This is a genomic window from Janthinobacterium lividum (assembly GCF_011601275.1).
GTDB lineage: Bacteria > Pseudomonadota > Gammaproteobacteria > Burkholderiales > Burkholderiaceae_D > Janthinobacterium > Janthinobacterium lividum_E.
Map to the genome: position 1 here is coordinate 146,976 of NZ_JAAOLY010000008.1, position 25,792 is coordinate 172,767.

At 64.5% G+C, this 25,792-nt stretch carries 24 protein-coding genes and 1 riboswitch; of the genes, 15 read left to right on the top strand and 9 right to left on the bottom strand.

The window, feature by feature from the left end; all coding sequences use genetic code 11:
- Nucleotides 1–33: 33 nt before the first annotated feature.
- A complete protein-coding gene (locus GYK42_RS14200) occupies nt 34–948 on the bottom strand; it encodes a LysR family transcriptional regulator (RefSeq protein WP_166448032.1) in 915 nt (304 codons plus the stop codon).
- 99 nt (nt 949–1,047) lie between these two features.
- Between GYK42_RS14200 and GYK42_RS14205 the strand changes: the two genes are divergently transcribed.
- Entirely contained in the window at nt 1,048–2,217 is a 1,170-nt protein-coding gene (locus GYK42_RS14205) for a mandelate racemase/muconate lactonizing enzyme family protein (RefSeq protein WP_166448033.1), read from the top strand.
- A 3-nt stretch (nt 2,218–2,220) separates the two neighbouring features.
- Here the strand turns inward: GYK42_RS14205 and GYK42_RS14210 are convergent, their stop codons facing one another.
- Together GYK42_RS14210 and GYK42_RS14215 are read right to left on the bottom strand one after the other, a co-directional pair.
- Nucleotides 2,221–2,577 carry a glyoxalase superfamily protein gene (locus tag GYK42_RS14210; protein WP_166448034.1) on the bottom strand — a complete coding sequence of 119 codons (357 nt, stop codon included), beginning with the start codon at nt 2,575–2,577 and terminating at the stop codon, nt 2,221–2,223.
- A 40-nt stretch (nt 2,578–2,617) separates the two neighbouring features.
- Nucleotides 2,618–3,322: a hypothetical protein gene (locus GYK42_RS14215; protein WP_166448035.1), complete on the bottom strand. Its 705-nt coding sequence runs from the start codon at nt 3,320–3,322 to the stop codon at nt 2,618–2,620.
- Nucleotides 3,323–3,487: 165 nt separating this feature from the next.
- Here GYK42_RS14215 and GYK42_RS14220 point away from each other — a divergent pair, with 165 nt between their 5' ends.
- The 8 genes from GYK42_RS14220 (at nt 3,488) to GYK42_RS14255 (ending at nt 11,416) form a co-directional block, all read left to right on the top strand.
- Complete coding sequence (locus GYK42_RS14220; RefSeq protein ID WP_166448036.1) at nt 3,488–4,546, top strand: DUF4105 domain-containing protein; 1,059 nt, start codon at nt 3,488–3,490, stop codon at nt 4,544–4,546.
- 80 nt (nt 4,547–4,626) lie between these two features.
- Complete coding sequence (locus GYK42_RS14225; protein ID WP_166448037.1) at nt 4,627–5,880, top strand: DEAD/DEAH box helicase; 1,254 nt, start codon at nt 4,627–4,629, stop codon at nt 5,878–5,880.
- Nucleotides 5,881–5,961: 81 nt separating this feature from the next.
- Entirely contained in the window at nt 5,962–6,426 is a 465-nt protein-coding gene (locus GYK42_RS14230) for a hypothetical protein (RefSeq protein WP_166448038.1), read from the top strand.
- Between the two features lie 146 nt (nt 6,427–6,572).
- A complete protein-coding gene (locus GYK42_RS14235) occupies nt 6,573–7,439 on the top strand; it encodes a response regulator (protein ID WP_205711398.1) in 867 nt (288 codons plus the stop codon).
- Nucleotides 7,436–7,768 (top strand): hypothetical protein, encoded by a 333-nt coding sequence (locus GYK42_RS14240; protein WP_166448039.1) that lies wholly within the window; start codon nt 7,436–7,438, stop codon nt 7,766–7,768. The genes GYK42_RS14235 and GYK42_RS14240 overlap by 4 nt, the downstream gene beginning before the upstream one ends.
- Nucleotides 7,765–8,604: an HDOD domain-containing protein gene (locus GYK42_RS14245; protein ID WP_166448040.1), complete on the top strand. Its 840-nt coding sequence runs from the start codon at nt 7,765–7,767 to the stop codon at nt 8,602–8,604. Before GYK42_RS14240 ends, GYK42_RS14245 begins: the two co-directional genes overlap by 4 nt.
- Before the next feature lie 14 nt (nt 8,605–8,618).
- A complete protein-coding gene (locus tag GYK42_RS14250; RefSeq protein WP_166448041.1) occupies nt 8,619–10,082 on the top strand; it encodes an ATP-binding protein in 1,464 nt (487 codons plus the stop codon).
- Nucleotides 10,079–11,416, top strand: a complete 1,338-nt coding sequence (locus GYK42_RS14255) for an HD domain-containing phosphohydrolase (protein WP_166448042.1) — start codon at nt 10,079–10,081, stop codon at nt 11,414–11,416. The genes GYK42_RS14250 and GYK42_RS14255 overlap by 4 nt, the downstream gene beginning before the upstream one ends.
- 10 nt (nt 11,417–11,426) lie before the next feature.
- Here the strand turns inward: GYK42_RS14255 and GYK42_RS14260 are convergent, their stop codons facing one another.
- From GYK42_RS14260 to GYK42_RS14280, 5 genes are all read right to left on the bottom strand, one after another.
- A complete protein-coding gene (locus GYK42_RS14260) occupies nt 11,427–12,755 on the bottom strand; it encodes an ATP-binding protein (RefSeq protein WP_166448043.1) in 1,329 nt (442 codons plus the stop codon).
- 87 nt (nt 12,756–12,842) lie between these two features.
- The gene (locus GYK42_RS14265; RefSeq protein ID WP_166448044.1) at nt 12,843–13,523 is read right to left on the bottom strand and encodes a hypothetical protein; all 681 of its coding nucleotides are present in this window, start codon (nt 13,521–13,523) and stop codon (nt 12,843–12,845) included.
- Nucleotides 13,520–14,530 (bottom strand): MlaD family protein, encoded by a 1,011-nt coding sequence (locus tag GYK42_RS14270; RefSeq protein ID WP_240943594.1) that lies wholly within the window; start codon nt 14,528–14,530, stop codon nt 13,520–13,522. Before GYK42_RS14270 ends, GYK42_RS14265 begins: the two co-directional genes overlap by 4 nt.
- A gap of 52 nt (nt 14,531–14,582) precedes the next feature.
- Complete coding sequence (locus GYK42_RS14275; RefSeq protein WP_166448116.1) at nt 14,583–15,398, bottom strand: MlaE family ABC transporter permease; 816 nt, start codon at nt 15,396–15,398, stop codon at nt 14,583–14,585.
- Nucleotides 15,399–15,462: 64 nt separating this feature from the next.
- Complete coding sequence (locus GYK42_RS14280; RefSeq protein ID WP_166448045.1) at nt 15,463–16,338, bottom strand: LysR family transcriptional regulator; 876 nt, start codon at nt 16,336–16,338, stop codon at nt 15,463–15,465.
- A gap of 119 nt (nt 16,339–16,457) precedes the next feature.
- Here GYK42_RS14280 and GYK42_RS14285 point away from each other — a divergent pair, with 119 nt between their 5' ends.
- Entirely contained in the window at nt 16,458–17,828 is a 1,371-nt protein-coding gene (locus GYK42_RS14285; protein WP_205711399.1) for an MFS transporter, read from the top strand.
- A gap of 4 nt (nt 17,829–17,832) precedes the next feature.
- On the opposite strand, the gene ribB is transcribed toward GYK42_RS14285, so the two are convergent.
- Nucleotides 17,833–18,480 (bottom strand): 3,4-dihydroxy-2-butanone-4-phosphate synthase, encoded by a 648-nt coding sequence (gene ribB / locus GYK42_RS14290; RefSeq protein WP_046683947.1) that lies wholly within the window; start codon nt 18,478–18,480, stop codon nt 17,833–17,835.
- Nucleotides 18,481–18,575: 95 nt separating this feature from the next.
- A riboswitch (FMN riboswitch) is annotated at nt 18,576–18,726 on the bottom strand.
- A 183-nt stretch (nt 18,727–18,909) separates the two neighbouring features.
- On the opposite strand from ribB, the gene GYK42_RS14295 reads away from it, so the two are divergent.
- The 5 genes from GYK42_RS14295 (at nt 18,910) to GYK42_RS14315 (ending at nt 25,787) form a co-directional block, all read left to right on the top strand.
- Nucleotides 18,910–21,744, top strand: coding sequence for a M16 family metallopeptidase (locus GYK42_RS14295; RefSeq protein ID WP_166448047.1), 2,835 nt, complete (start codon nt 18,910–18,912; stop codon nt 21,742–21,744).
- 95 nt (nt 21,745–21,839) lie between these two features.
- The gene (locus GYK42_RS14300) at nt 21,840–22,037 is read left to right on the top strand and encodes a hypothetical protein (protein ID WP_010399555.1); all 198 of its coding nucleotides are present in this window, start codon (nt 21,840–21,842) and stop codon (nt 22,035–22,037) included.
- 122 nt (nt 22,038–22,159) lie between these two features.
- Complete coding sequence (locus GYK42_RS14305; protein ID WP_166448048.1) at nt 22,160–23,734, top strand: methyl-accepting chemotaxis protein; 1,575 nt, start codon at nt 22,160–22,162, stop codon at nt 23,732–23,734.
- An 82-nt stretch (nt 23,735–23,816) separates the two neighbouring features.
- Nucleotides 23,817–24,686 (top strand): ThiF family adenylyltransferase, encoded by an 870-nt coding sequence (locus tag GYK42_RS14310; RefSeq protein WP_058051281.1) that lies wholly within the window; start codon nt 23,817–23,819, stop codon nt 24,684–24,686.
- Nucleotides 24,687–25,787 carry a nitroreductase family protein gene (locus GYK42_RS14315; protein ID WP_166448049.1) on the top strand — a complete coding sequence of 367 codons (1,101 nt, stop codon included), beginning with the start codon at nt 24,687–24,689 and terminating at the stop codon, nt 25,785–25,787.
- Nucleotides 25,788–25,792: the final 5 nt, after the last annotated feature.

Genomic DNA, 25,792 nt, shown 5'->3' on the forward strand with positions numbered 1-25,792 from the left:
AATATTGCCATATCGCAATATTGTAGTGTAACCCTATTTCCCCTTATTGGCCGAGTCCGGCTGCAGCTGCTCGATGAGAAAATTGATAAAAGCGCGCACTTTGGCGGGCAGCTGGTGGCGGCTCGGGTAGTAGGCGTACAGGTCGGCCGGCGCCAGCGCATAGTCTTCCAGCACCACGCGCAGGCGGCCGCTGTCGAGGTAGCGGGCCAGGTCCCATTCCGAGCGCAGCAGGATGCCGTGGCCGTCCAGCGCCCAGCCCAGCACCACGTCGCCATCGTTGCTGGCCACCGTGCCGCGCACCTTGACCGTGTGCGTGGCGCGGCCACGGCTCAAGCGCCAGATGCCGTAGGCGTCGTCATTCTGCCGGTGCACGATGCAGCGGTGCCGGGCCAGGTCGTCGGGTGTTTGCGGCGTGCCGTGCGCTTGCAGGTAGCTGGGCGAAGCGCACAGGAAACGCCGGTTCGACATGATGCGCCGTGCCGACAAACGCGTGTCGGGCAAGTCGCCGAAGCGGATGCCCAGGTCGTAGGCCTGCTCGACCAGGTTGATGGGGCTGTCCGTCAGTTGCAGCTGCACTTCCAGCTGCGGGTGGCGCAGCGCGAATTGCGACAGCAGGGGCGCAATCACCGTGCGCCCGAAACCCAGGGTGGCGTTCACGCGCAACAAGCCTTTCGGTTCCGCGCTGCCGCTGGCCAAGGATTCCTCCATGGCACGGATATCGTCGAGGATTTGCCGCGCCTGTTGCAGATAGCTTTCGCCATCGCCCGTCAGGCTGATGCGCCGCGTGCTGCGGTTCAGCAGACGCACGCCCAGGCGCTGTTCCATCAGCACCAATCGCTTGCTGACGGCGGGTGGCGTGATGCCCAGCTCGCGCGCCGTGGCCGAAAGGCTGCCCAGCTTGGCCAGCAGCACAAAAAAGGCCATTTCCGTCGTGGCGTCGCTTTTCATTATTAACTTTAAGTGAAGAATGGTTTAAATTGATATCGATTATACGACTGTCTATCGCGGTTAAGCTGGCGTCATTGTTTTCACTCACAGGAGACCCGCATGAAAATCGTCGACATCCGCGAAAAGACCATCCCCATCTCTTCCCCCATCCGCAACGCCTATATCGACTTTTCAAAGATGACGTTAAGCCTGGTGGCCGTCGTCACCGATGTGATCCGCGACGGCAAGCCCGTCGTCGGCTACGGTTTCAATTCGAATGGCCGCTACGGCCAGGGCATGCTGATGCGCGAGCGTTTCATTCCCCGCATCCTCGACGCCGATCCCGCCTCGCTCGTCACGGATGACGGCGGCAACCTCGATCCGCACAAGGTGTGGGACTGCATGTATACCAATGAAAAGCCGGGCGGCCACGGCGAGCGCTCGGTAGCCATCGGCACCATCGACATGGCCATCTGGGACGCCGTGGCGAAGATCGAGAACAAGCCGCTGTTCCAGCTGCTGGCCGAGCGGCACGGCACGGGTGTGCCCGATAAAAAAGTGTTCGTGTATGCGGCGGGTGGCTATTACTACCCGGGCCAGAGCCTGTCCGCGCTGCAGGACGAGATGCGCAGCTACATCGACCGCGGCTACACGGTGGTCAAGAAGAAGATCGGCGGCGCCTCGCTGGACGAAGACCTGCGCCGCATCGACGCCATCATGGAGGTGCTGCAGGATGGGCAGAAGCTGTGCGTGGATGCGAACGGGCGCTTCGACCTCGATACCTCGATCGCCTACGCCAAGGCGCTGCGCCAGTATGACCTGTTCTGGTATGAAGAGGCGGGCGACCCGCTCGACTTCGAGCTGCAGGCGACCTTGCGCAGCTATTACGACAAGCCGATGGCGACGGGCGAAAACCTGTTTTCCATGCAGGATGCGCGCAACCTGATCCGCTACGGCGGCATGCGCGCCGACCGCGACTGGCTGCAGTTCGACTGTGCCCTCAGCTACGGCCTGGTGGAATATTTGCGCACCATGGACATGCTGCACCAGCACGGCTGGTCGCGCAGCCGCTGCATCCCGCACGGCGGCCACCAGATGTCGCTCAATATCGCCGCTGGTCTGGGCCTGGGCGGCAATGAATCGTATCCGGACCTGTTCCAGCCCTTCGGCGGCTTCCCCGATGGCGTCAGGGTCGAAAACGGCCACATCACCATGCCGGATCTGGTCGGCATCGGCTTCGAGGGCAAGGCGAACCTGTATGCGGAGATGCGCGCCCTGAGCGGGCGGTAAGCGTTATTCGCTGCGCTGCCAGAAGCGCAGCCGGTTGCCGAACGGATCGGCCACTTCCAGGATGCGGCCCCAGTCCTCGTCGCGGATGCCGGGCCGCGCATACGGGTAATCCCTGTCGCGCAATTCCGCGTGCAGGGCGGCGATATCGTCGATGGGGATCAGGAGCGCCGCGCCGGGCGTGGCGTCGCCGTGGTGTTCGGACAGGTGCAGCACCAGGTCGCCGCGCGTCACCTGCAGGTACAGCGGCGCCGTTGGCTCGAAGCGATGTTCCCAATCCAGGGTAAAGCCGAGAAAACCGAGGTAGAACTCGCGTGCTTTTTCTTCGGAAAAGCTGCGCAGGATGGGGATGGGGGCATGCATGGCGGCGCTTTCAATAAGGTGGCAAGCAATTATTTTAACGTCATGCCAGCGCCTGGCGTTTCACCTGCGCGGCGGGGCTGGTCTTCTCCCAGCGAAACAGCCACATGATGGCAAGCTTGGTCGTGGCGCTGACGCTGGCCAGCAGCAGCAAGGGCCAGCCTGTCAGCAGGCCCATGACGCAGGCAAAGAAGATGGTGCTGACATCCATCGCCAGGATGAACTGGCTCATTTTCAGGGACACGGCGCCCGTCTTGCCCGAGCGCCAGATCAAACGGATCTGGTGCGCATAGCCCTGCGCCAGCAGCACGGTGACGGCGACGATCAGGCTTTGCGAGATCACGCGCTTTTCATCGGTGAAGGTGGGGCCGAAGGCCAGCCCCGCCACACCCGCGCCCAGCAACAGCACGCAGGCCAGCAGCGCATTGCGTGATGTCGTGCTGCGGCGGTCACGATATATCTCGAACAGGATGCCCAGCGCGATCAGCGAGGCGATCAAACGGGGCCAGACGATGTAGTGGTTGAATGGCGTGATCGAATAGCCGTACACGAAGAAGGCGCAGTAGGCGAGGAAGCTGACGGTAAACTGGTTGATGGACAGGATGTCTGTCGTCTTGCCGGCGCCGATGCCAGTATCGCGCTTGCGCTGCCAGATTTTTTGCAGCTGCGACCACAAGCCAAACAGGCTGACGACGATGAAGAGGGAATTGAGGCTGCCGGCGAGGGCGTACAGTGAACTCGATTGCAAGGTGTCTCCGTGGATGGCAAGGCAGGGCGCCTTGTCTATACATTTTATTTGTGCAGAATGTTCTCATGAAGTAAATTGCCATGCAAGCAATATTATATGCCCGGATGACTTTGCCCATGCTTGCCTGAACTCACCTATTCCTGCGCTTGCCCCTATAATTGAGGCATGACTTTCTTATCACTTCGTGCCCGCTCCGTGCTGGGCAGCATCGGCAAAATGGCCGTTTCCCTGATTATCCTGTTGACTGCATTGTGGGGCGCGCTGGCGCTGTGGTACCAGCTGTCCGGCGGCACGGCCGCGCAAGGCATCGGCGCCTTGCTGTGGGGCGCGCTGGGCGTGGCCAGCATCGCGCTGTGGTGGATGCGCGGCGATGCGCGCGTGCTGCTGCCGTATGCGGCCGGTTTTATCCTGCTGCTCGTTTGGTGGAGTTTCATTACGCCGAAGCAGCAGCGCGTGTGGGCCGACGACGTGGCGCGCAATGTCACGGGCTCCGTGAAAGGCAATCTCGTCACCCTGGACAATGTGCGCAATTTCGACTGGCGCAGCGATGACGACTACACGGTCAAGTGGGAGCAGCGCAGCTACGACCTCGACGAACTGCGCACGGTGGACACGGCGCTGTCGTACTGGACGGGGCCTTACATCGCGCACACCCTGATCTCGTTCGGCTTTGCGGACGGGCGCTTCCTGACGTTTTCCATCGAGATCCGCAAGGAGAAGGGCGAGAGCTTTTCCGCCATCGGCGGCTTCTTCAAGCATTTCGAAATGAGCCTGATCGCCGCCGACGAGCGCGACATCCTGCGCGTGCGCACGAATGCGCGCGGCGAGGACATGCATCTGTACCGCATCATGATGCCCAAGGCGGCCATGCGCTCGCTGTTCCTCGCCTACCTGGACGAGGCGCAATCGCTGAAGAACCAGCCGCAGTTCTATAACACCCTGACGGCCAACTGCACCACCATCGTCTTCGAGATGGTGCGCCGCATCGTACCGGGCCTGCCGCTCGACTACCGGCTGATGGCTTCGGGCTACCTGGACCGCTACCTGTTCGACGTCAAGGGACTGGTGCCCGGCCAGACCTTCCAGCAGCTGCGCGACGGCGGCCATATCACGGCGCGCGCGCGGGCGGCCAACGACGACGCGGATTTTTCGCACGCGATCCGCCGCGCCATGCCTGGCTATGACGAAGCGGGCCATCCGACGCTGCAAATGCCACGCCAGTAGCTGTCTGCCTTATACTGTCGCCATATCCGACCGGCCGCCTTTCGCGGCCGGTCTCACTTTACGAATAAAGAAGGCCCGCTATGCCATTTTCCTCACTGGGTCTGATTCCCGCCCTGGTCCGCGCCGTTGACAAGGCCGGCTATGCCGCGCCGACGGCCATCCAGGCGGCCGCCATTCCCGCCATCCTGCGCGGCAGCGACGTGCTGGGCGCGGCCCAGACGGGTTCCGGCAAGACGGCCGCCTATGCGCTGCCGCTGCTGCAGGCGCTGATGGCGCCCGTTTCCGGCCCGCGCCAGGTGCGCGCGCTGATCCTCGTGCCCACGCGCGAGCTGGCGGCGCAGGTGGGGCAGACGGTGCACGCGCTGGCCAAGCCGCTGCCGATCAAATTGAAGATTTCCGTGCTGTTCGGCGGCGTGTCGATCAATCCGCAGATGATGGACTTGCGCGGCGGCGCCGATATCGTCGTCGCCACGCCGGGCCGCCTGCTGGACCTGGTGCGCCAGAACGCCGTGAAACTGGGCGGCGTGTCGCTGTGCGTGCTCGACGAGGCCGACCGTTTGCTCGATATGGGCTTTAGCGAGGAAATCAACGCCATCCTGGCCCTGTTGCCGGCGAGACGGCAAAACCTGTTTTTCTCCGCCACCTTTCCCGACAGCGTGCAGGCGCTGGCCGACAGCCTGCTCAAGGAACCCGTGCGCATCGAAGTGGCGTCCGAACCCCAGGACAAGCCCGACATCGTGCAGCGCGCCATCACGGTCGACGTGCCGCGCCGCACGCAGCTGCTGCGCTACCTGATCCTGCAGCAGCAGTGGGAGCGCGTGCTGGTGTTCGTCGCCACCAAGTACGCGGCCGAACACGTGGCCGACAAGCTGCAGCGCGCGGGCTTGCACGTGGGCGCCTTCCACGGCGAATTCAGCCAGGGCACGCGCAGCCAGCTGCTGGCCGACTTCAAGGCCTGCCGCTTGCAGGTGCTGGTGGCCACCGACGTGGCCGCGCGCGGCATCGACATCGCCGGCTTGCCCGCCGTCGTCAACTACGACTTGCCTCGTTCGGCCGTCGACTACACGCACCGCATCGGCCGCACGGGCCGCGCCGGCGAAAGCGGCACGGCCATCAGTTTCGTGACGGCCGATACGGAAGCGCATTTCCGCCTGATCGAAAACCGCAACGACTTGCGCATCGTGCGCGAAGTGGTGGCCGGTTTCGAGCCGACGGAACTGCCCGCACCGGTGAACCCCGTCACGGACACGGTGAATGGCGGCGTGAAGGGCGCGCGCAAGAGTAAAAAGGACAAATTGCGCGAGGCGGCAGCGAAAGCGGCCGAGGGCAATTAAATCCGCCTTATGTGCGCTGGCCGCTTGAACGGCTGGCCGTCCCGCTTTAAGATGATGTTTCTATAAAGCAAGGGGACGGCAATGCACAGGATATTCATCACGCGCGCGAGCGCTCTGGCTTGCGCGCTGGCGCTGGCCGGTTGCGCCGGCATGGGCGGCAACAATGGCACGACCGGCATGCAGATGCCGGGCAAGGCGCCGGCCGACGCCGCCGTGGCCGCCACCTGGTACAACCCGCCCAGCGAATTCCCCGGCATTTGCCTGACCCAGTTCAAGGATGGCAGCCTGCGTTTCGACGGCGGCTTCGCCTTCTATAATCCGGGTCGCTGGGCCTACGATGGCGCCACGTCAGAACTGCGTTTGCAGCTGGCGCCGACGCCGTCGCTGGAACTGTCGCACGCGCAAATTGTCCAACACATGAACCTGCTGCGCATCGAGGCTGCAAAGAATACGCTCGTGTATGGCGTGAAAGCCGACACCAAGGCCATCGGCTTGGGCGGCTTTGTGTTTTACCGCGACACGCCTTGTCCTGTACAGCGCGGATAGTGGCGGATTAGTGTCATACGGGAATATTTAGTCGTATAATTTCAAGGCAAGCTGGCTGCCGCGCAAGACTCGCAAGACTATGTTGCGCGGCAGATTCCCCCTCCAGGCAAGTTCCGATATCGCCATGGTGATGAGAGGATGGTCCGATGGATGTGCACGACGAGCATGGCATGCCGGGTACTGCGGCGCTGGCGGCGGACGCCGGGCAGCAGGCCGTGGCGCCGCCGCGCACCTTGCTGCTGGTCGATGACGAACCGAATATCCTCGCTTCCCTCAAGCGCCTGCTGCGGCGCGATGGCTACCATATCCTGACGGCCAACAGCGGCCAGGAAGGGCTGGACGTGCTGGCCAGTCACGCCGTCGACGTGATCGTGTCGGACCAGCGCATGCCCGGCATGCTGGGCGCCGATTTCCTGCGCAAGGCCAAGCTGCTGTGTCCGCAAACCATACGCATCATGCTGTCGGGCTATACCGAATTGCAGGCCGTCACGGACGCCGTCAACGAGGGCGCCATCTTCAAGTTCCTCACCAAGCCCTGGGAAGACCATCAGCTGCGCGAGCATATCGCCGAAGCGTTTCGCCTGAAGGGCATCGATGACGACAATGTGCGCTTGAATGCGCAGCTGCGCGAGGCCAACCATGCGCTGGCGGCGGCGAATGCCGCCATGCAGGCGCTGGTGCGCCAGCAGCAGCACCAGATCAGCCGCGACGAAGTCAGCCTCGGCATCGCGCGCGAGCTGCTGCAATTTTTGCCGCTGCCCGTGATCGGGCTCGATGAAGACGGCATGATCGCCTTCATCAACGCGGCGGCGGCCAACCTGTTCGAACGGGGCGCGGCCCTGCTGGGCAACGAGGCGGCGATCGTCCTGCCGCAGCTGTTCGACGGACAGGGCGCACCGCGCCTGGCCGCCATCGATGGCCAGCCGTACGCCGTGGCCATCCATCCGATGGGCCTGCATTCGCGCTCGCGCGGCAGCCTCGTTACCCTGAGTCGTCATGGAGCGGGTACATGATCGAAAGCGGACGCGAGATTTCCATGGAGCAGGCGCAGGAAGGCATGGTGCTGGCGCAGGCATTGAACGACGCCAGCGGCGCCGTGCTGCTGGCCCAGGGCGCCACCCTGACGGCGGCGAACCTGACGGCTTTGCGCCGGCGCAATGTGGAGCGCTGCCGCGTCGTCATGGCCGAGGCGGTCGACCCCGCCGCGCAGGCGCAGGCCGAGCAGGAACGCGCGCGCCGCCTGGAGCGGCTGGCCGTGCTGTTCCGCGCCACGCCGCCCGATTCCGCCGGGGCGGAACTGCTGGCGCTGCTGCAGCGCTACCGGCAAGGGGACGCTACATGACACGGCTCAGTTTTGAACACATCATCCGCCAGATCCAGGAACTGCCTTCGTTGCCCGTGGTGGTGCTGGAACTGCTGTCGAGCATGGACCAGGACGACACGGACGTGCACATGCTGGCGCAAAAGATCGAGCTGGACCAGGCCCTGGCGGCGAAGACCCTGCGCATCGCCAATTCCTCGTTCTACGGCATGCAATCGAAGGTCACCAGCATTCCGCAAGCCGTGTCCGTACTGGGTTTTCACAGCATCCGCACCGTCGTCACGGCCTGCGCCCTGACGGGCAGCTTCGCGCCCGTCAGCGGCGGCTTCGATTTCCAGGCGTTCTGGCGCCACTCGCTGGCCACGGCGATTGCCGCGCGCCTGCTGGCGCCGCACTTGCGCGTCAATCCCGAGACGGCGTTCACGGCTGGCCTGCTGCACGACTTGGGCACCCTGGTGCTGGTGACGCGCTTCCCGGCCGAGCACGCGCTCGTGCGCAGCTACCGCCAGGCGCACGACGGCCAGATGGCCGATGCGGAACTGGCCGTCATCGGCATCGACCACGCGCAGGTGGGCAGCGCCCTGGCCGGCTACTGGAAGTTTCCCGAGACGATACAGCAGGCGGTGGCCGACCACCACGCCATCGACCGGCTGGAGGCGGGCGGCTTGCCGCTGGCCGTGCACCTGGCCAATGCCGTCGCCCTGGCGCTCGACCTGGCCGGCGTCGACGATGCGCTGGTGCCGCCCCTGTCGCCTGCGGGCTGGCGCAGCGTCGCGCTGGACGAGCAGGCCTGGCTGGCGCTGCTGGAGCAAACGGAACATACCTTCGATGAAATGTCGCGGATCATGCTGGCATGAACAAGAAAGAGGCCATGGAAACAGACGCAGGGCAGGTGCTGCCCGCCACGCCGGAACGCCGCCAGGGCGACACCATCGCGCTGTCGGCGTTTTTCGACGGCCATCCCGTGGCCACTTTCGCCATCGACACGGACCACGTGGTGACGCACTGGAACAGCGCCTGCGAACAGTTGCTGGGCTTTACGGCCGCCGAGATGGTCGGCACGCGCGACCACTGGAAGGCGTTTTATCGGCAGCCGCGCGCCTGCCTGGCCGACCTGCTGGTGGCCGACGATATCGCGCTCGGCGAAAATGACCGCTATCTTGGCAAGCTGAAGCGCTCCTCCGTGATCCCCGGCGCCTTTGAGGCCGAGGATTTCTTTGCCGATATCGGCCCCGACGGCCACTGGCTGCACTTCACGGCGGCGCCCCTGCGCGACCGCCAGGGCCGCCTGGTGGGCGCCATCGAAACCCTGCGCGACGTGAGCGAGCGGCGCCTGGCGGAACTGGCGCTGCGCAAGGCGCACGACAACCTGGAACACCTGGTGGCCGAGCGCACGGCCCAGCTGGCCGACATGAACGAGCGCCTGGCCGATGATATCCGCCAGCGCCAGATCGCCGACCTGGAATTGCGCGAGCGTAACCTGGCCCTGACGGAATTGAACAGCAAGCTGTCGCTGGCCCAGCAAAAGCTGCTGCAGTCGGAAAAACTGGCCTCGATCGGCCAGCTGGCCGCCGGCGTGGCGCACGAGATCAACAATCCCATCGGCTATGTGTTTTCCAACGTCGGCACGCTGGAAGGCTATCTGGACGACCTGTTCAGCATGCTCGACGCCTACGAGGAAGCCGAGCCGGCCGTCGCCGACCCGGTGGTGGCGGCACGTTTGCGGGCGCTGCGCGAACAGATCGACCTGGACTTCCTGCGCAGCGACATTCCCATGCTGATGGGCGAGTCGAAGGAAGGTATTGCGCGCGTGCGCCGCATCGTGCAGGACCTGAAGGATTTTTCGCGCACGGATGCGCACCAGGAGTGGGTCTGGGCCGACCTGCGCCAGGGCATCGATACCACGCTCAATATCGTGAATAACGAGGTCAAGTACAAGGCTGACGTGGTGCGCGAGTATGGCGACATTCCCGATATCGAATGCCAGCCTTCCGAGCTGAACCAGGTGATCATGAACCTGGTCGTCAACGCGGCCCACGCCATGGGCGAGGCGCGCGGACGCATCACCCTGCGCACGGGCAGCGACAACGCGACGGAAGTGTGGATCGAGGTCGAGGACACGGGCGGCGGCATCGCACCCGAACACCTGTCGCGCATCTTCGACCCCTTCTTCACCACCAAGGCCGTCGGCAAGGGCACGGGGCTGGGCCTGTCGCTGGCCTACACGACGGTACAAAAGCATCACGGCCGCATCGACGTGCGCAGCGTCATCGGCAGCGGCACCACCTTCCGCATCACCCTGCCCGTGCGCCAGGCGCAGGCCGTCGCATCATGACCGAACAGGACAGCATGAACATGAGCGCCAGCACCGGGACCGCGCCGCCCACCATCCTGTGCGTCGACGACGAACCGAATATCCTGTCGTCGCTGCGGCGCCTGTTCCGCCCGCACGGCTACCGCGTGCTGACGGCCGATGGCGGCGCGGCCGGCCTGGCCCTGCTCGAGAGCGAGACGGTGGACCTGGTCATCTCCGACATGCGCATGCCGCACATGGATGGCGCGCAATTCCTGGCCCAGGTGCGCCAGCGCTGGCCCGGCACCATCCGGCTGTTGCTGACCGGCTATGCCGACATCCAGTCCATCCTCGACGCCATCAACCAGGGCGAGATCTACCGCTACGTGACCAAGCCCTGGGACGAGAACGACATCGTACTGGTGGTGCGCCACGCGCTGGAGCGGCGCGCGCTGGAGCAGGAAAAACTGCGCCTGGAAGCGCTGACGGCCAGCCAGAACGTGGAGCTGCAGGCGCTCAACGCCAGCCTGGAAGCGAAGGTGGCCACGCGCACGCAGCAGTTGAAACAGTCGCACGACGAGGTGCAGGCGGCCAACGAGCGCCTGAAGGCCACGTTCGTGACGACCATCAAGGTGTTTTCCAACCTGATCGAAATGCGCGGCGGCAAGCTGGCCGGCCATGCGCGGCGGGTGGCCGAGCTGTCGCGCAAGCTGGCGCAGGCGCTGGGCCTGGAAGGGCAGGACGCGCGCGACGTGTTCATCGCGGCGCTGCTCAAGGATATCGGCAAGCTCAGCTTGAGCGACGACGTGCTGGAATTGCCGGCCAGCGCCTGGACGGGCGAACAGCTGGCCGCGTTCCGCAAGCATCCGCTGCGCGCCGAGCAATTGTTGATGGCGCTGGACGAACTGCGCGCCGTTTCCGTGATCCTGCGCTCGCAGCTCGAGCGCTTCGACGGCGGCGGCTTTCCCGATGGCCTCGTGGGCCTGGCCATTCCGATGGGTGCGCGCATCCTGGCGCTGGCGTCGGACTACGACGGCTTGCAGATCGGCGCCATGGTGCAGCGCAACCTGCGCGCCGAGGAAGCCCGCACCCTGATCTACGACAGCGTCGGCAAACGCTACGACCCGGCCGTGGTGGCGGCTTTCCGCGGCCTCATGGAAGAGACGGAGCCGCCGGCGCGCGACCTGACAGTACTGTCGGGCCAGCTGGAGCCGGGCATGGTGCTGTCGCGCGACCTGATCAGCCGCGACGGCCTGATGCTGCTGGCGGCCGAACACGTGCTGACGGCCCGCGTGATCGCCCAGCTGCTCGACTTCGAAGGAAAGAACGGCGGCCGCCTGAGCATCCGCGTGTACGCGCCCTTAAAGGAAAGCTAAGGCGGGAAGGCTAGGGCGCTGCCGGGGCCGCCGGCGGCGAGACGGGCAGGTGCACGGTAAAACGCGTGCCGCGGCCCACTTCCGAGGCCACCTCGATGCGTCCGCCATGCTTGTTGACGATGCCGTACGACAGCGACAGGCCCAGGCCCGTGCCGCTTCCCACGGCCTTGGTGGTGAAGAACGGTTCGAAGATGCGGTTCAGGTGCTCGGGCGCGATGCCGGCGCCCGTGTCGCCGATCTCCACCCACACCCAGCCGTCCGCATGACCGGTGCGGATGCTGATCACGCCGTCGCTGCTGATGGCCTGGCCCGCGTTGACGAGCAGGTTCATGAACACCTGGTTCAGCTGCGAGGCCAGGCACAGTATCGGCGGCAGCTCGCCATAGTGCTTCTCGATGCGCGCCTTGTATTTCAATTCGTTGGCGACGATATTGAGGGTGCTGTCCAGGCCCGCATGCAGGCTGGCCACTTGCCAGTCCGTCTCGCCCACGTGGGAAAAATCCTTCAGCGCCTGCACGATGTCGCGCACGCGTTTGAGGCCATCCATCGATTCGCGCACCAGGTCCACCATGTCGTCCTGCAGGAAGGCCAGGTCGGCCTGGCCGCGCACCTGGGCCACGCGCGCGGCCAGGGCCGGGCCGTCCGGCGTTTCGCGCATCGCCGCCTCATACTGCTCGATCACGCCGAACAGGGTGCCGACATAGCCTTGCAGCGAACTCATGTTGGAGTTGACGAAGCCGATCGGGTTATTGATTTCATGCGCGATGCCGGCCGCCAGCTGGCCGATGGACGCCATCTTTTCCGATTGCAGCAGCTGGTCGTGCGCTTCCTGCAACTTGCTGATCAGTAGTTGCTGCTCTTCGCCGCGCGCCTGCAGCATCGCTTCCATGCGCTTGCGTTCCGTGATGTCCGTCAGCGAGCCGATCACCTCGAACGGCACGCCATGTTCGTCGCGCACGAGGCGCAGGCTGTCGTGCATCCACAGATAGCTGCCGTCGCGCACGCGGAAGCGATATTCGTAGGCGCGCGCGCCTTCGACGAAGATCTGCGCCAGGCTGGAAAAGATGCCGGGCGCATCGTCGGGATGGATGTGGTCGAACCAGAAATTGGGGTCGGCCACCATTTCCTCGGGCTGGTAGCCCAGCACATTCAAGGCATTGTTGCTGACGAACGTCATCTTGAAGTCGCCGCTGGGCACGGTGCAATAGATGATGGCCGGGGTATTGTCGAGCAGGTATTGCAGGCGCACGGCCGTGGCGGCCGGCGTGTCGGCGTCAGGCGCCTCACCGGCATGGCGCCCGGCATCGGGAGTGGAAAGGTCGAAATCCTCGAACTGCATTGTCACACCTCGCGGCCTGCACGGCATAGCTGTCATCCTGGCTCGATTATGCCTGATTCTGCCTGCCTTGGGCCGCCATCGGCGCGCTCAGGGGGCCAGCGGCTGCTCGATTATCGCCATGCGCCGCGCGAGGTGCTGCGCCGCTTGCGCATCGCCCGCCTGTTCGGCGCGCAGGCGCTGCACACCGAGCCAGGCCAGCAGCGGACGGCGCCAGCCCTGGTCCGAGGCGGTGGCCACGGCCGTATCGAGCAGTTCCGGCGTGGCGCGGCCCGAGCGCAGCAGCACGCCGGCCGCCACCAGCTGCGACAGCGGGTCCTTGATGGCGGCCACGGCGCTGGCGGCGGCCGTGTCCGAGCTGGCGCTGGCGGCTGCGCGTTGCGCTTCCGGCAGCAGGGCGATGTCGGCCGGCTGCGCCTTGCCGGCCAGGTAGGCCGCATACGCGCGGTCGGCGTCTGTCGCGTCGGCTTGCAGCGCGTCAAAGCCGGCGCAGTCCTCGAAGGCCAGGCTGGTCACGCGCGCGGCGCAGCGCAGCAGTTCGATGCGCGCCACGAGTTCGAGCTTGCCCGTGCCGGCCACCTGGCTGCGGGCGCGCCGGAATTCCGTCTGCTCGACCAGGGCGTTGCCGCCCAGGTAGGCCGATTGGAACCGTTCGACGGAACTTTGCGCATTCATTTTCCAATCCGGCACGGGCGGGCCGCTGGAGCAGGCGGCGAGCGCGGTGCACAACAATGCGGCCAGGGCGGCGATGGCGGGGCGGGACATTTTCATGGCAGTTTGATCTCCGGATTGCGCTTGAACGGCCATTTGCGGTTGATTTCATTGACCAGCTGCTCGACCTTGCGCAGATTGCTTTCCACGTCGGCGCGCAGCGGGCCCAGGTCGGCCGTTGCCGCCTTGGCGTTGGCGCCCACGGCTTGTGCCTCGACCAACACGGCGTCGACTTTTTTCAGGCTGTTGCGCGTGTCGGCCAGCAGGGCGTTCAGCTGCACGATGGTCGCCTGCGCATCCGTCATCACGCCTTTTTCGCCAAAGACGCGCGTGTCGGCATTGGCCACCAGGCCGTCCGTGCGGCGCGCCAGCTGGTCCGCCGTGATCAGCAGGGCGTTGGCCCGTTCGATCAGCAGGCGCGACTGCTTGTCGTCGCCCGTCAGCAAGCCCATGGCGCCGCCCGGACCGCTGAGCTTGCCGGTGACAGCCTGCACGTTGCGCATGGTGCCGTCGAGCGCGGAATCGGTGCCCGTCAGGTTGCCCAGGTTGTTCAGCAAGTCCTTGGCGGCGGCCAGCAGGCGGGGGATTTCCGCCGCCATGTCGCCCACCAGCAGGTCGCGCGTGGCGTCGTCGGGCAGCGGCGGGTCCGTCAGGATGCCGCTGTAGGCGCGCAGCTTGGCGCCGCCCACGATGCCCCGTTCCAGGGTGAAGATGGAGCTGGTGCGCAGCCAGTGCGCGTCTTTGCGCGGCACGTCGACGATGACGCGCGCCCGCCCGTCCGGCGCCAGCTCGATGCGCTGTACGCGGCCGATGGGAAAGCCGGAAAAGGTCAGGTCGGCGCCCACGCCCACGCCGTCCGAATCGTCGGCCGTCAGCACCAGGGTTTGCGTGGCTTCGAAGGCGCCGCGCGCATACATCAGGTAGACGACGGAGCCGACCACCAGCACGAACATGAAGACGAGCAGGATGGCCGCCTTCAGTTCGGCGTGGCGTACGGGCGGCGGGGCGGGCAGCACAGCGTCGGGCGCCGTGACGTCGGTCTGGTCGGGATTTTGAGGTTGGCTCATGGCTTCTGGCTCTGGTATGGATGGTTCAAGGTTGGCTGGGCGGTGGCGGGCATCAGTAGTAATTGCCCATCAGCGAAGCCACTTCGACCAGCAGGATGACGGAAAACAGGCGCAGCATTTCGGACAGCCCGTGCGCGGCCCACAGCCGGTTGCGCCGGCCGTGCGGCTCTTCCGGATAGTACGAGGAGGCCAGCGGGATCAGGGCCACGGCAAAGCTGAAGAAGATGACTTTGAGCATCAGGATCAGCGCCACGGCCGGATTGAATATCTGCCCCACTACGCGCGTGTAGCCTTGCAGCGCCCACGGCGTAAAACCATAGATGGTGATGTAGGCGAGGACCAGCGACGTGACGCAGCTGACGATGGCCAGCATCCACACGGCGAAGATGCCCGACATGACGCGCGGAAAGTATTCGCGGCGCAGCAGGTCGACGCCCTGGCGCTGCATCCTGTCGAGCATGCCGGACGAGCGCATTTGCGCGAACGCAATGCCGTCGGGCAAGGTCAGGCGCAGCGCGACGAACAGGGCGGCCGTCAGCGGTATCAATTCCAGCACCAGCACGCGCACCACCATTTCCAGCGCATAGCGCGACAGGCCGTAGCTTTGCGCGGTGACGACGACGATGCGTATCAGCACCAGGCTGACGAGCGCGCAGGCCACGCTGAACCACACGAGATTGGGCGCCGTGTTCGTCACGAGGCGGTGCGCGAGGATGGGGCGGTTGTCGCGGTTATAGCTCGACGGCGACAGGGCCAGCGAAAACACGAGGATGGCGAAATGCAGCATGCGCCACCAGCTGACCAGCCAGGCCATGGTGGCCCGGTGCAGGCGGCGCAGGCTGATGATGAGGGAGACGGATAGGGTCATCATGGCATCTTAACATTGGATGCGTTCGATACAAGCGATTGTGCAGCCGTGCACGGCAGGCCCTTTATTGACCTGCCACGCTGGCGACGCTGTGGATAATCGCGTCAGCCGCCGCCCGCACCCGGGCAGAGCGGTTCAGGTCGGCATGCATGACCAGCCACACGTCATACGCTTCCGACCGCTCGGGCCAGATGCGCACGAGCTGCGGGTCGATGTCGCCCAGGTGGGTGGCCAGTTCGGTCACGCCCAGCCCTGCGCGCGTGGCTTCCTGCAGCATCGCCGCCGAATTCACTTCCATGGCGACCCTGGCGTTGGCGACGGATTCGCCGGCGATTTTCTCGCCATGGCGCGGCGTCACGGAATGGTGGTAGATGACGATGTCGTGCCCTGCCAGCGCCGTGCCGCGCACGGGCTCGCCCCGTTCCGCCAGGTAGCTTTTCGAGGCGTACAGGCCCAAGCTGCGCTTGACGAGGTGGCGCGAGATCAGGTCCGGGTCGGTGGGGCGCACGCCGCGCACGGCCAGGTCCGCTTCGCGCCGCGTCAGGCTGGCCAGCGCGGGCGCCACATTGAGCACGATGCGGATGTCCGGGTGGGCCGCGTGCAGCTGCTGCATGGCGCGGATAACGAAATGGCTGGCCATGGTGTCCGTGGTGGCCACGCGCACCAGGCCGCTTAAACGGTTGTCGACGCCCTGCATCTCGCGCTGCAGCTTGTCGGCCGCGCGCTCCATCGCTTCGGCCGCCGTGAGCGCCAGCTCGCCGGCCGGCGTGGGCACGTAGCCCGACGGTGTGCGCAGGAACAGGGTGGCGCCCAGCGAGCTTTCCAGCGCGGCCAGGCGGCGCCCGCACGTGGCCTGGTCGATGCGCAGCAGGGCCGCCGCGCCGCGCAAGGTGCCGGCCCGGCCGATGGCGAGAAAAATGCGCGCGTTATCCCAATCCATTGCGTTGTCCTTTTCTTCTATCGATGCATTTTTGCATCAGAGTGCCGATATTATGCTTGTTTACTGCATCATGCAACGCTCGCATAATGGCTGCCCCGCTGTCTCTGCAAGGAAATATCATGTCTGCCCCCACACCGCGCCGCGCCAACGGCTTGATCCTGCTGACCCTGGCTTTCGGCTTCGTCATGGCGATGATCGACGTGACGGCCGTCAACGTGGCCCTGTCCGATATCGCGCTGGACCTGGCCATACCGCTGACGGGTCTGGTCTGGGTGGTCGACGGCTATACCCTGACGTTTGCGGCGCTACTGCTGGCCGGCGGCGCGCTGGCCGACCGCTACGGACCGAAAGCCGTGTACCAGGGCGGCCTGGGCATTTTCCTGCTCGGCTCGATCCTGTGCGGCGCCGCGCCCGACGGGCATTTTTTGACGGCGGCGCGTTTGCTGCAGGGCGCGGGCGCGGCCCTGTTCATGCCAAGTTCGCTCAGCCTGCTCACGCACAGCTTTGAAGACGAGCGCGAGCGCACGCGCATGCTGGGCGCCTGGTCTGCCTTGGTGGGCGTGGCTGGCGCCTCCGGCCCCCTGATCGGCGGCATTCTCGTGCACCAGTTCGGCTGGCGCAGCGTGTTCTGGGTCAACGTGCCGCTGGGCGTATCGGCCATCGTCATGGCGCAGCTGCTGCTGGCTGCGCCCGCGCGCCAGCCGCGCGATCTGTCTCTGCTCAGCCATGCGCTGGGCGTGGCGGCGCTGGCGGGTCTCAGTTTCGTGCTGATCGAAGGCCCTGTGCTGGGCTGGCTGTCGCCCGGCGTGCTGGCGGCGGGGGCATTGACGGTGCTGTCGGCCGGCCAATTGCTGCGGCGCGAGCGCAGCGGCAGCCATCCGCTGTTGCCGCGCGCACTGTTTCACAGCAGCAGCTTTGGCGCGGCCAATGGCGTGGGTTTTTTGATCAATTTCTGCGTCTTCGGCCAGCTGTTCCTATTGAGCCTGTTCCTGCAGCAGTCGGGCGGCGCCGACGCCTTGCAGTCGGGCTTGCGCCTGCTGCCCATGATGGCGGCCTACACGGTGGGGAACTTCATGGCGGGAAGTATCGCGGCCCGCCATGGTACGCGTTTGCCCATGCTGGCCGGCTTGCTGGTGGGGGCCGTGATGGCGCTATTGCTGATGGGCTTGCGTCCGGGCACGCCGTTTGCGCTGCTGGCGCTGGGCACGGCCGTCATGAACGTGGCCATCGGCATCGCCATTCCCGCGATGACGGCCACCGTGATGCGGGTGGCCGGCAAGCAGCATGCGAACAGCGCGGCGGCGGCCCTGAATGCGAACCGGCAAATCGGCGCCCTGGTGGGCGTGGCCCTGATCGGCAGCATCCTGCACATGGTGCAGGACTGGTCGCTGCGCTTGCCGCTGGCCTACGTGACGATTGCCGTCGCGTATGGGCTGGCGGCGGGCCTCGTCTATCGGCACGTCCATCTGCCGAAGGCCGTCGCCGTCTGACAGTTTATTGCTCGCGCGTGCTGCGCCACTCGACCAGTTCTTCGATGGTCAGAATCGGCATGCCGTGCAGTTCGGCAAAGCGTTCGATATCGTCGCCGCGCATCATGGTGCCGTCCGGATTCATCAGCTCGCACAGCACGGCGGCCGGGTTCAGGCCCGCCATGCGCGACAAATCGACGGAGCCTTCCGTATGGCCGCGGCGCTCGAGCACGCCACCGGGCGCGGCGCGCAGGGGGAAGACGTGACCGGGGCGCACCAGGTCGGCGGGCTTGGCGTTCGGCGCGATGGCGGCGCGGATGGTGGTGACCCTGTCGGCGGCCGACACGCCCGTCGTGACGCCGTCGCGCGCCTCGATGGAGACGGTGAACGGCGTGCCGTAACGGCTGCCGTTGTCGGATGACATGGGCGGCAATTCCAGCGCGCTGACGACGTCCGTCGGCAGGCACAGGCAGACGATGCCGCTGCATTCGCGGATCAGCAAAGCCATGGTTTCGTGCGTGAGTTTTTCGGCAGACAGGATCAGGTCGGCTTCGTTTTCACGGTCGAAATCGTCGAGCAGGATGACGGGAATGCCGGCGCGCATGGCGGCCAGGGCGGATTGGATGCGACCTTCCAGGTCGTTGGAAAGCAGGGTATAGCTGTTGACTAACATGGTGAAACGCTCCTCGCATAGGCGAAAAACGCTGCAGGGCAAGCGAATAGACGCAGCCGGCCGCATCGACAGGTCGAGCGGACATCGCGTTTACTGCACATCTTCTTTCATCCGGACTATACCGTCGGCTCTGGAGTCACACCAGATCTGCTGACCCTGCCAAACGAAGTTGGACAGGCGCTCGCGGGCTTGACCGTTGCCGGTCTTACCGCCGGTGGGGAATCGCACCCCGCCCCGAAGACGTTGTTGTGCCGGTCCACATGACCGGCGGCAATACTTTAGCACAACTGAAAAAAGCCGGCAGAGCACTGCTGAGTTTGTTATTCGGCAAAGTTGCCTGGGGAAAGCAGTTTTTCCTAAGCTGTTTTTAATGGCGGAAACAGGATTTCAGTGTAAGGTACGCTTACTGAATCTTACCGTTGAGAATACATGAAGCTGAGTAAATTACGCCTGATCTCGGGCGCCGTCTTGCTGGCGTGCGCCTGCATGGCGCAAGCAGAAATCCGTTTGAGCGATCCCTTGCCGCTGGCACCAGAAGTTACCGTCGGAAAACTGCCGAACGGCTTGACCTATTACATCAAGAAAAATGCCCGTCCTGCGCAGAAAGTGGAATTGCGCCTGGTGGTGAAAGCCGGTTCCATCCTGGAAGATGACGACCAGCAAGGCCTGGCCCACTTCACGGAACACATGGCCTTCAATGGCTCCACGCATTTCAAGCGCAATGAACTCATATCGTATCTGCAATCGATCGGCGTGAAGTTCGGTGCCGACTTGAACGCCTACACGAGCTTTGATGAAACCGTGTACGTGCTGCCGATTCCGACGAACAAGAAGGAAAACCTGGAAAAGGGTTTTCTCGTGCTGGAAGACTGGGCGCATGGCTTGAAATTCAACCCGGCCGACATCAACAGCGAGCGCGGCATCGTGCTGGAAGAGGCGCGCCTGGGCAAGGGCGCCAGCGATCGCATGAACAAGGTGCTGTATCCGAAGCTGCTGAACGGTTCGCGCTATGCGGAACGCATGCCGATCGGCAAGGAGTCTGTGCTGAAAACCTTCAAGCCGGAAGCCATCAAGCGTTTCTATAAAGACTGGTACCGTCCCGACCTGATGGCCGTGATGGTGGTCGGCGACGTGGAGCCGAAACAGGCTGAAAAGCTGATCCAGCAACATTTCGGCAAGCTGAAAAACCCCGCGAAACCGCGTCCGCGCCTGTATGCGGAAGTGCCGCAGCGCTCGCAAACGGAAGCGCTGGTGATCACGGACAAGGAAGCGCCGGACGACACCGTCTTCATCCGCTACCCGATCCGCGCTGCGCAGGAGCCCGTCACCATTGCCGACTATCGCCGCCAGATGATCGAAAACCTGTACGGGCAAATGCTCAGCGCGCGCATGCAGGAATTGACGCAGCAAGCCAATCCGCCGTTCATCCAGGGCGGCAGCAGCATGGGCAAGCTGGTGCGCGGCTATGAATCGTTCAGCGCGTATGCCTTGCTGGGCAAGGGGGGCGTGCAGCCGGCCGTCGACGCGCTGGTGCAGGAAGACGAGCGGGCGCGCCGCTTCGGTTTCAGCCAGGATGAGCTGGACCGCGCGCGCAAGGACATGCTGCGTAACTACGAGCGCGCATACAGCGAACGCGACAAATCCGATTCGGCTGGTTTCGTGGCCGAGTATTCGCGCAACTTCCTGGAGCAGGAAGCCATCCCCGGCATCGCCAATGAATTGCTGTACGCGCAGGAACTCTTGCCGCAGGTAACGCTGCAGGAAATCAACGAAACGGTGGCCAAGGTGATTCCCGACCAGCAAAAGAAACTGGTCGTCTTCATGGGCGCCGAGCCGAAAGCGGGCGCCAGCGTCCCGACGCAGCAGCAATTGCTCGACGCCGTGGCGAAGGCCGAGCAGCAGAAGGTCGAGCCGCGCACGGAAAAAGTCCTGGCCAGCAAGCTGATGGATGGCCCGCCGGCGGGCGGCAGCATCGTTTCGGAAAAGTTGAACAGCGCCATCGGCGTGACGGAACTGACCCTGGGCAACGGCGTGCGCGTGCTGCTCAAGCCGACGGACTTCAAGAATGACCAGGTGCTGATGGGCTCGACGCGTTTCGGCGGTCAGTCGCTGTTTGGCGACGCCGACATCTACAACGCCCGCTATGCCAGCGCCGTGGTCGGCAGCATGGGCTTGAAAGACCTGGCGCCGCTGGACTTGCAAAAAGTGTTGGCCGGCAAGACGGTCAATGTGGGCGCGTCGCTGGGCGAGTTGAGCGAAGGCTTTGGCGGCTCGGCCAGCAGCGCCGACGTGGAAGCCATGCTGCAACTGGTGTATTTGTATTTCAACGACGTGCGCAAGGATGCGGGCCTGTACCAGTCCTTCATCGGCAAGCAGCAGGACTTGGCGAAAAACAGCATGGCGCAGCCGGAAGCCGTGTTTTACGATGCCATCCAGCACGCCATGTTTGGCGACAATCCGCGCGTCGACGGTGTGCCGCGCGTGGCCGACTTCGACAAGGTGGGCCTGGACCGCTCGCTGGAAATCTTCCGCCAGCGCTTTTCCAGCGCGCGCGACATGACCTTCATCTTTGCGGGCAGCTTCGAGCTCGACAAGATCAAGCCGCTGATTGCCAGCTATCTGGGGACTTTGCCCGTGGGCGACGTGCCGCATGCCTACCGCGACGTGGGCATGCGCCCGGTGACCGGGGTCGTCAAGAAGGAGATTTACATGGGCAGCGAGCCCAAGAGCACGATTTCCATCACCTTCAATGGCGACGTGGCGTATTCGGACGAGCAAAAGCTCACCTTGCAGGCACTGGGCGAGGTGCTGAACCTGAAAGTCATCGAAGTGCTGCGCGAAAAGATGAGCATGATCTACGGCGGCGGCTTTGAAACCTCGATGGGCCAGCATCCGTACGGCCATTATTCGGTGGCCTTGAACTTGCCGACGGGACCCGAAAACGTGGACAAGGTGATCGCCGCCGCCTTTGCCGAAATCAACAAGATGAAAACGGACGGGCCATCCGCGGCCGACCTGGAAAAGGTCAAGCTGAACTGGATCACGCGCCAGCAAAAGTCGCTGCGGGAAAACCGCTACTGGATGAGTCAGTTGATGGGTTCGGTGACGCAGGGACGCGACCCCGCGCACATCCTGCGCTACGAGCAGCGCGTGCGCGCCATCACGCCGCAAGCCGTCAAGCTGGCGGCGCAACGCTACCTGGACATGCACAATTATGTGCAGGTGGTGTTGTATCCGGAACGCAAAAATATTGCCGCCAAGTAATCCTCATGTTGGATCTGCATGGGCGGCAGCGTGGCGAAGCTGTTAAACTGCCGCTTATTGATGTGATATCGCAATTTAACAAGCAAGGAAATACGATGGCTAAGAAAGAAGAGCTCGATCCGGAAACCCTGGAGTTGATCAACTGGTGTATCGAGGTCGAAGGCTTCCTCGTGGCTGGCGGCGCCACCGTGGCGCAGGCGCAGGACCACATCGAAGAGCAGGTCGAGTGGTTTACCGACCAGTTCTACGACGGCTTGACGCCGGAAGAGGCGGCCAAGGAAGCCTTGGCCTGACCTTCTCAACACGACTCACAGCGGGCGGTGCCTGCCGGGCACAGCCCGGTAGCGCCGCCCGTTTTGCTTTTCTGAAAAGATTTCCATTGGGCAATTAATTCTCTATTTACTTCCAGGCATCCATGACACTCCGTTCGCGCATTCTCCTCTTGTGTTTCAGCACCTTGCTGGGCATCGTTCTCATCGCTTCATTTTCCCTGTATTCCCTGCGCCAGACCATGATGGCGGAAAGGGTCGAGCAATTGACGGTGCTGGTCGAGCTGGCCAACGCGTCCGTGGAAAAGGCGTATGCGCTGGAACAGTCGGGCAAGCTCACGCGTGAGCAGGCCCAGCAGCAGGCCAAGCTGGCCATCGGCAGCTTCGTCAAGGACGAGATGTATTATTTCGTGCGCGATTTCAGCACGGACCTGCTGTACGTGCATCCAAACGCGTCGCGCATCGGCGTGCCGCAAAAGAATATGAAGCAGTCGGGCGACCGCTACCGCGCGGCCCTGGCCAACAGCCGCATCGGCCTCGTGCAGGCGGACGGCACGCGCCCCGGCGTGCCCGACCCGGTGGCGAAAATGTATGCGGTGGTGAAATTTGCGCCGTGGGACTGGCTGATCGGCACGGGCACGTATATCGATGACATCAACCACAAATTCTGGGCCCAGGCAGGCGTGCTGCTGGTCATCGGCGGCGCGCTGATGCTGGTCGTGGGCGCGCTGGCGGCCTTGATGCTGCGCCGCATCCTGGGCCAGCTCGGTGGCGAACCCGACTATGCAGCGGCCATCGTGGCGCAAATCGCCCAGGGCGACCTGACCACGCAGATCGATACGCGCCCCGGCGATACGTCCAGTTTGCTGATGGCGATCAAGGCCATGCGCGACAACCTGGCCCATCTGGTGAGCCAGGTGCGCACTGATGCGGAATCGATTTCCACGGCGTCGGGCGAGATCGCCTCGGGCAACCACGACCTGTCGGCACGCACGGAGCAGCAGGCGGGATCGCTGGAAGAAACGGCGTCGACGATGGAAGAAATGACCTCGACCGTGCGCCAGAATGCGGACAATGCGCGCCAGGCCAACCAGCTGGCCATTTCCGCCTCGCAAGTGGCGACGCAGGCGGGCGGCGTGGTGAGCCAGGTGGTCGAGACCATGGGCGCCATCAACGACTCGTCGAAAAAGATCGGCGACATTATCGCCGTCATCGACGGCATCGCTTTCCAGACGAATATCCTGGCCTTGAACGCGGCCGTGGAAGCGGCGCGCGCGGGCGAGCAGGGCAGGGGCTTTGCCGTGGTAGCGTCCGAAGTGCGCAACCTGGCGCAGCGTTCGGCCGCGGCCGCCAAGGAGATCAAACAATTGATAGATAGTTCCGCCGAGCAAGTGGGCGCCGGTGAAAAACTGGTGGCGCTGGCGGGCGAGACGATGGAAAAAGTCGTCTCCAGCGTGCGGCACGTGACCGATATCGTGGCCGAGATTTCCTCGGCCAGCGCCGAGCAAAGCGCAGGCATCGAGCAGATCAACCAGGCCATCGTCGAGATGGACAACATGACGCAGCAAAACTCGGCCCTGGTCGAGCAGGCGTCGGCGGCGGCACAGGCCATGAACGAGCAGGCGGCCGGGCTGGCGCAGATCGTCAGCGTGTTCAAGGTCGGCGCAGTGGCGGCAGCACCGCGCCCGGCGCCAGCGGCCCAGCGCCGGCTGGCGCGCTAAGTTTTCGTCATAGCGGGAACTTATCGCCTGGCCATCTGTCAAACTCTTCTTGGTCCTCACCGGACGTACAGTAGAGGTAAGCATGACAGATGGTTTTTCCTATCACGCGGCATTTGCCCGCAACCTGGGCTGGGTCACGCAAGCGGAGCAAAACAGCTTGCGCGGCAAGCGCGTGGCCATTGCCGGCATGGGCGGCGTTGGCGGTGTGCACTTGCTGACCCTGGCGCGGCTGGGTATCGGCGCTTTCCACATCGCCGATTTCGACACCTTCGACATTGCCAACTTCAACCGCCAGGCCGGTGCCATGGTCTCCACCCTGGGCCAGCCCAAGGTGGCCGTGCTGGCGCAGATGGCGCGCGACATCAATCCCGAACTGGACATCAAGCAGTTTCCCGACGGCATACACGACAGCAACCTGGCCGAGTTCTTTGCCGGTGTCGACCTGTACGTGGACGGCCTGGATTTCTTCGCCTTTCCCGCCCGTCAGGCCACCTTCGCCGCTTGCGCACGTCTGGGCATTCCCGCCATCACGGCCGCGCCGTTGGGCATGGGCACGGCCGTGCTCAGCTTCATGCCGGGCGGGATGACGTTCGAAGAGTATTTTGGCTGGGGCGACTTGCCTGAAGAAGAGAAGGCCTTGCGCTTTCTCGTCGGCCTGGCGCCGGCGGGCTTGCACGGCCCCTACCTGGTCGACCCGTCCGCCATCAACCTGAAGGAGCGGCGCGGGCCGTCGACCATCATGGGCTGCCAGCTGTGCGCGGGCGCGGCCGCCACGGAAGCCTTGAAAATTTTGTTGAAACGCGGCAAGGTGATGGCGGCGCCGCACGGCGTGCATTTCGACGCCTACCGCAACAAGCTCGTGCATACATGGCGTCCCGGCGGCAACCGTCATCCGCTGCAGCGCCTGACGATGGCCATCATCAAGCGGCGCCGCGCCGCGCAGGGGGCATAAATGGCGCAAGCACTGTTGAACGATCCCGTGCTGGAAAACATCCTCGAGCAGGCGCGCTGGGCGCCCAGCGGCGACAATACGCAGCCGTGGCGCTTTGAAGTCGTGGACCCGCGGCACGTCGTCGTACATGGTTTCGATACGCGCAGCCACTGCGTGTACGACCTCGACGGCCATCCCAGCCAGCTGTCGCTGGGCGCCTTGCTTGAAAGCATGGCACTGGCGGCCAGCTGTCACGGCTTGCGCATGGAAGCGCGCCGGCGCCTGTCCATGCCCGACACCCTGCCCACCTTCGATGTGCACCTGATCGACAACCCCGGCATGCAGCCCGATCCGCTGGCGGCCTTCTTGCCGCAGCGCAGCGTGCAGCGGCGGCGGCTCAGCACGCGCAGCCTGCGCGCCAGCGAAAAGGCGGCGCTGGCGGCCAGCTTGCCGCCCGGCTACGGCGTGCAGTGGTTCGAAGGCGCGCGCGCGCGCCTGGCCTGCGCGCGCCTGATGTTCGACAATGCGAAGCTGCGCCTGACCATGCCCGAAGCGCACAAGGTGCACCGCGACGTGATCGAATGGGGCGCGCGCTTCAGCAGCGACCGCATCCCGGAGAAGGCGCTCGGCGTCGATGCGATGACAGCGCGGCTGATGCGCTGGGTCATGCACAGCTGGCGCCGCGTGGATTTTTTCAATACCTGGCTGGGCGGCACCATCGCCCCGCGGCTGCAGATGGACTTGCTGCCGGGCCTGTATTGCGCCGCGCATTTCGCGCTGCTGGCCGATGCGCCGCCGCGCCATATCGACGATTACGTGGCGGCCGGCCGCGCCATGCAGCGCTTCTGGTTGACGGCCACGCAGCTGGGCTTGCAATTGCAGCCGGAACTGACGCCGCTGATCTTTGCCCGCTATGTGCGCGAACGGCGCACCTTTTCGCGCACCGATGGCATGCAGGAAATGGCGCAGGAGCTGGCCGTGCAATGCCAGGCCGTGCTGGGCGTCACGGCGGTCGAGCGGGCCGTGTTCCTCGGGCGCATCGGTGCGGGGCCGGCGGCCAGTGCGCGCTCGCTGCGCCGTCCGCTGCAAGATTTGCTGGTGGCGCCCGCGGCTGGGCCGTAAGGCAG